This window comes from Bradyrhizobium sp. (assembly GCF_049691595.1).
Lineage (GTDB): Bacteria > Pseudomonadota > Alphaproteobacteria > Rhizobiales > Xanthobacteraceae > Bradyrhizobium.
In genome coordinates, this window is the sequence record NZ_JBAVNZ010000578.1 from 1 (window position 1) to 4,973 (window position 4,973).

Here is a 4,973-nt window from a genome sequence, read left to right on the forward strand (position 1 = left end):
GCACCACGCCGCAAGAGCGGCGCGCTGCGCTGCATCCGGGGAACGGCGATAGGTATGTCGTCTACCCCAGTTTCCGCACCGGCTCGCCTTTGAACCAGGCGTCGATGCCCTCGACCATCTGGCGATAGTGGTTGCTGAAGCTTTCCTCGGTGACGTAGCCGAGATGCGGCGTCAGCACGAGATTGTCGAGCTTGCGGAAGGGATGGTCGGTCGGCAGCGGCTCGATCGCGAACACGTCGACGGCGGCGCCGGCAATTTTCTTCTGCGTCAGCGCTTCCAATAGTGCTTCTTCATCCACGATCGGCCCGCGCGCGGTGTTGACGAGATAGGCGGTCGGTTTCATCCGTGCGAGGTCGGCAGGCCCGATCAGGCCGCGCGAGCGCTGGCTCAGCACCACATGGATGGTGACGATGTCGGCGGTGGCGAACAATTCCTCCTTGCTGGCGTATGTGACGCCGACTTCCTTGCAGCGCTCGGCCGTCAGGTTCGGGCTCCAGGCGATCACGTTCATGCCGAAGGCCTGCGCGAGTTTCGAAACCTTGCTGCCGAGCTTGCCGAGGCCAATCACGCCGAGCGTTCGGCCCTCGATCTCCTGGCCTACGAATTTCTGCAGGGGTTCGCCGGCATGCATCCGCGCGTTCTCGCGGCCGATATTGCGGGTCAGTTCCAGGATCAGGCCCATGGTCAGCGGCGCGGTCGGGTCGCGGCCCCATTGCGTGCCGCACAGCACCACCTGGTGGTCCTTGGCGGCCTCCATGTCGATCGCGGCATTGCGCATGCCGGAGGTGATCAGCAGTTTCAGCTTCGGCAGCATCGCAAACAGCATGCGCGGAAACGGCGTCCGCTCGCGCATCGCGCAGACGATCTCGAAATCCCGCAGCGCGATCGCGGCGGCCTCGGAACTCGAAAACGGCTGATTGAAGACCGTGATGTCAACCCGGTCGGATACCTTCGACCAGTCCGCCACCGTTAGCGCCAGGTTGAGATAGTCGTCGAGAATTGCACAGCGCAGCCGCGTCATCGGGAAGTCCGTTTGTGGCGAGAGCGACGGCCGGAATTTGACCGTCCGGGAACCTCGCCATGGTCGCGCGCAATCGACGGGCGCGCAAGCGGACTTGAAGGCAGAGCCGGCTCAAACGCTTAAAAAGGTCAGGCCGATCGGGCCATGTGCTTGGCGCGCCAGGCAGGGCCAGGGCCGCGCATGTAATGCAGCTCCGGCCGGTAGGGGTTGAACGCCCTGGCGAGGAACCGGCGCCAGAAGGCGCGAAACCCGGCGAAAGGTCTTGCGGGCCTGCTCGCCGGGATGGAGAGGATTGCCGAACTGATCGTTGCCATGACGCGGCCTCTGTTTTTTGTGCGCGGCCTTGGCCGCGGGGCGCCTTTTTGGCGTCGAGAACCAGTTTTGGCCTGATTTATTAAAAGAAGGTTTCAATTGTCGTGACCTGGCACACACATCGTGTCGGACCCGTAATCTTCCGTGGTGAACGGATGGAAAACCTGTTGCCGCGGTTGCCCTTTGGGGGCTGCGCCGCTACATCAGCGGCAGCAAATTTCCCAAAAATCCTCTCGTTTTCCAAGGGATCGCGATGGCCCGTCAGTTCGTCTATTTCATGCAGGGTCTGTCCAAGACCTATCCCGGCAACCGCAAGGTGCTCGATAACGTCCATCTGTCGTTCTACCCCGACGCCAAGATCGGCGTGCTCGGCGTCAACGGCTCCGGCAAGTCGACCTTGCTGCGGATCATGGCCGGCATCGACAAGGAATATAACGGCGAGGCCTGGGTCGCCGAGGGCGCGCGGGTCGGCTATCTCGAGCAGGAGCCGCAGCTCGACGCGAAGAAGACCGCCCGCGAAAACGTCATGGATGGCGTCGCCAAGCAGAAGGCGATCCTTGACCGCTACAACGAGCTCGCGGCCAATTACTCCGACGAGACCGTCGACGAGATGACGAGGCTGCAGGACGAGATCGAGGCCCAGGGGCTCTGGGATCTCGACAGCAAGGTCGATCAGGCGATGGACGCGCTGCGCTGCCCGCCCGACGATGCCGACGTGACCAGGCTTTCCGGCGGCGAGCGGCGCCGCGTGGCGCTGTGCAAATTGCTGCTCGACCAGCCGGAACTGCTGCTCTTGGACGAGCCAACCAACCATCTCGATGCCGAGTCGGTGTCGTGGCTGGAAGGCCATTTGAGCAACTATCCCGGCGCGATCCTGATCGTCACCCACGACCGCTACTTCCTTGACAACGTCACCGGCTGGATCCTCGAGCTCGACCGCGGCAAGGGCATTCCCTACGAGGGCAATTATTCGTCCTGGCTGGTGCAGAAGCAGAAGCGGCTCGCGCAGGAGGGCCGCGAGGAGGCCGCGCATCAAAGGACATTGGCGCGCGAGCAGGAATGGATCGCGGCTTCGCCAAAAGCCCGCCAGGCCAAGTCCAAGGCGCGCTACCAGCGCTATGAGGAACTGCTGAAGCAGGCCAACGAGAAGCAGACCCAGACCGCGCAGATCGTCATTCCCGTCGCCGAGCGGCTCGGCCAGAACGTGATCGACTTCGACCACCTCAGCAAGGGTTTTGGCGACCGCATGCTGATCGACGACCTCACCTTCAAGCTGCCGCCGGGCGGCATCGTCGGCGTGATCGGCCCGAATGGCGCCGGCAAGACCACGCTGTTCCGGATGATTACCAAGCAGGAGACGCCGGACAAGGGCACCATCACCATCGGCGACAGCGTGCATCTTGGTTACGTCGACCAGTCGCGCGATACGCTCGACGGCAACAAGACGGTGTGGGAGGAAATTTCCGGCGGCAACGAATTGATCCTGCTCGGCAAGCGTGAGGTCAACTCGCGCGGCTATTGCTCGTCGTTCAATTTCAAGGGCGGCGACCAGCAGAAGAAAGTCGGCTCCCTGTCAGGCGGCGAGCGCAACCGCGTGCATCTGGCAAAAATGCTGAAATCCGGCGCCAACGTGCTGCTGCTCGACGAGCCCACCAACGATCTCGACGTCGATACGCTGCGCGCGCTGGAAGAGGCGCTGGAGGATTTCGCCGGCTGCGCCGTCATCATCAGCCACGACCGCTGGTTCCTCGACCGCATCGCCACCCACATGCTGGCGTTCGAGGGCGACAGCCATGTCGAATGGTTCGAAGGCAATTTCCAGGATTATGAGAAGGACAAGATGCGGCGGCTGGGACAGGATTCCATCATCCCGCATCGCATGAAGTACAAGAAGCTGACGCGGTGAGGGTTGTCTTAGTTATCCACCTTCTCCGCCAGCCACATCTTGATCAGCGACTGATACGGCACGTCACGCTTGTTGGCGGCGATCTTGATCTGTTCCAGCAAGCCCAGGGGCAGACGAATTGAGATCGCGGTAGTCGAGGGCTTCAGGTTTGGAAAGCGCACGCGCTCGGCCTTGCTCCAGTCGATGTAATCGGTGGAGTCATGCGTTTCCCAAAAACTTTCGTTCCTCGGCCTCGGTCTTGCAGGCAGGAATTGATTTGCGTCTGTTCATAAGCATTTCCCTATTCGGGCACGACTATGTTGACGTTTTCCCGGCGCGCGGCGTCACCGAGACGCTTGTCGAAAGTCGCCAGTACCAGCCCGTGATACTTCGCGACCGCGAGGTGAATCGCGTCGGGTGCGGATAATTTGGTATCGAAGTTGCGGACCATGCGGCCGGCCGCCTCCATATGCTCGCCCGCACTCGTGACAACCTGCGCCGTTCGCGCGATCCATTCGTCGAATAGGTCGAGTGCCTCGCTTCCATCCGCGGCCGAGAGATGGCTCATTCTCACTTGGCGCGACACCACCGATGCGAATTCGATGGCGCAGAAATCGCTCACGATGCAACCTGGCTCGGCGTGTTCCAGCCACGCCTCTGCTTTTGCGGTGTGGGGGTCGAGCAGAAGCAGCGCGACGATGACGCTGGTGTCGAGGTAGCAGTTCATTCAGGCTCGTCGCGCATCGCGCGGACGACCGATACCGCATCGCCGCCGAGCGGCGGCAGTGCCTGGCGTCGCTTGCGCAACCATAGAATGTCGGCTTTGGTTGTCGGCCGTGGCGAATGCCCCGCCGGGCGCAATTCGGCGACCGGCTTGCCGTGGCGCGTGATCGTGACCTGCTTGCCGGCCAAGACTTCATCTACCAGTCGCGAGAGCTGGTCTTTCGCCTGAGCGATGGAATAAGTCGACATCGGGCCTCCAATTCTGGCTATATATGGCCATATTATTGGAATTGCAAGTCGTACAGGGCTCTACCTGGTTGCGTCGCCCTGCGACCTGCGCCGTGATATTCTGACGACATGATCGAAACAGACAATGAAATTGTCGAGCATCTTCTTCATATCCGCCGCGCGCTTGACGCAATGCGCGAAGATATGAGCGAACTGAAGTTGCCTCTCGGTGCCCTTGAGAATCGATATGTGAGCATGTCGAATAAGTTGGATCGTATTGATTCCCGTATCAAGCTTATCGAGCGGCGTCTCGACCTGATCGACGCGTGAGCGAGACGTCTAAATTGGTCATCCGCCGCATGCCTGCCCTTGGCCTCCTGCTTGTGGCGCTGCTGCTGTCGTCTCAAGCTCGCGCCGCCGACGTTGCCTTCACGCAATTCATCGCCTCGCTGTGGCCGGAAGCGCAGGCGGCCGGCGTTTCGCGCGCGACGTTCGATGCGGAAACGCGCGGGCTGGAGCCGGATTACAAACTGCCCGACCTGATCCTGCCGGGCCGGCCCGCGACCGGCGCGCCGTCGCAGGCCGAATTCGTGCAGGTGCCGGCGGATTATCTGAAGGAGGCCAGCATCGCTCGGCTGGCCGCGGAAGGGCAGCGGCTGCTGCAGAAGTATCGCGTCGCCTTGACCGGGATCGAAACCCGCTTCGGCGTTCCCGCAACCATCGTGCTTGCGATCTGGGGCCGCGAAACCGACTACGGCCGTTACACGCTGCCTTACGACGGTTTGCGCGTGCTGGCGACGCAGG

General features: G+C 61.9%; 7 protein-coding genes and 1 pseudogene. 3 read left to right on the top strand and 5 right to left on the bottom strand.

The genetic code is table 11. From position 1 onward, the window contains the following. Positions 1-61 precede the first annotated feature (61 nt). Together WCE35_RS23355 and WCE35_RS23360 are read right to left on the bottom strand one after the other, a co-directional pair. Complete coding sequence (locus WCE35_RS23355) at positions 62-1,021, bottom strand: D-2-hydroxyacid dehydrogenase family protein (RefSeq protein WP_424595679.1); 960 nt, start codon at positions 1,019-1,021, stop codon at positions 62-64. Positions 1,022-1,149: 128 nt separating this feature from the next. Beyond that, positions 1,150-1,335, bottom strand: a complete 186-nt coding sequence (locus WCE35_RS23360; protein ID WP_424595680.1) for a hypothetical protein — start codon at positions 1,333-1,335, stop codon at positions 1,150-1,152. Between the two features lie 251 nt (positions 1,336-1,586). On the opposite strand from WCE35_RS23360, the gene ettA reads away from it, so the two are divergent. Further along, entirely contained in the window at positions 1,587-3,239 is a 1,653-nt protein-coding gene (ettA, locus tag WCE35_RS23365; RefSeq protein ID WP_424595681.1) for an energy-dependent translational throttle protein EttA, read from the top strand. Positions 3,240-3,247: 8 nt separating this feature from the next. On the opposite strand, the pseudogene WCE35_RS23370 reads toward ettA, so the two are convergent. The 3 genes and pseudogenes from WCE35_RS23370 to WCE35_RS23380 form a co-directional block, all read right to left on the bottom strand. After that, positions 3,248-3,509: pseudogene (locus WCE35_RS23370) on the bottom strand (BrnA antitoxin family protein). A gap of 10 nt (positions 3,510-3,519) precedes the next feature. After that, complete coding sequence (locus WCE35_RS23375; protein WP_424595682.1) at positions 3,520-3,945, bottom strand: type II toxin-antitoxin system VapC family toxin; 426 nt, start codon at positions 3,943-3,945, stop codon at positions 3,520-3,522. Continuing rightward, on the bottom strand, positions 3,942-4,190 hold the full coding sequence (locus WCE35_RS23380; protein ID WP_424595683.1) for a type II toxin-antitoxin system Phd/YefM family antitoxin: 249 nt from the start codon (positions 4,188-4,190) through the stop codon (positions 3,942-3,944). Before WCE35_RS23380 ends, WCE35_RS23375 begins: the two co-directional genes overlap by 4 nt. Before the next feature lie 108 nt (positions 4,191-4,298). On the opposite strand from WCE35_RS23380, the gene WCE35_RS23385 reads away from it, so the two are divergent. After that, positions 4,299-4,499, top strand: a complete 201-nt coding sequence (locus WCE35_RS23385; RefSeq protein WP_424595684.1) for a hypothetical protein — start codon at positions 4,299-4,301, stop codon at positions 4,497-4,499. 29 nt (positions 4,500-4,528) lie between these two features. Next, positions 4,529-4,973: lytic murein transglycosylase (locus tag WCE35_RS23390; protein ID WP_424595685.1), on the top strand; the 445-nt coding region annotated here is incomplete at its 3' end.